This is a genomic window from Ruegeria sp. AI3 (assembly GCF_056541245.1).
On sequence record NZ_JBQFYA010000093.1, the window covers coordinates 1 to 562 of the forward strand.

Below are 562 nucleotides of genomic sequence, written 5' to 3' on the forward strand. Positions count from 1 at the left end.
CGCGTGATCTCGTGGCAGACCCGTTCGCCCGTTATGGACATCGTCGTTCAGCGTATCCCACAGACCCTGTGGGTTGTCGGCACTGCCTATGTGGTCGCCATCCTGATCGCCCTGCCCATCGGCATCTATTCGGCCTACCGCCAGTATTCCTGGTTCGACCAGATGGGCACTTTTGTGTCGATGGTCGGCTTCTCGGTCCCGCCCTTCTTCTCGGGCGTATTGGTGATCGTGATCTTTTCGGTGCAACTCGGCTGGTTCCCCTCGATCTATGACACGACACTTGTCGTGAACAGTTGGGACAGCTTTGTTGTACAGCTTCAGCAGATGATCATGCCGGTTATGGTTCTGGCGCTGCAGATCACCGCGCAGCTCAGCCGCTTCATGCGCGCCTCGATGCTGGATAATCTCAATCAAGACTACGTTCGTACGGCCCGGGCTAAGGGCCTGAGCGAGTACACGGTGGTCATGGTCCACGTCCTGCGCAACTCGATGATCCCTGTGGTCACGGTGATCGCGCTGGGTATCCCGGCCATTTTCGGTGGCGCTATCATCACCGAGCAAG

General features: G+C 58.0%; 1 protein-coding gene. It reads left to right on the top strand.

The annotated features are described in order from the left end of the window. Positions 1-562: ABC transporter permease (locus tag ACRZ95_RS23220; protein WP_480555766.1), on the top strand; the 562-nt coding region annotated here is incomplete at both ends.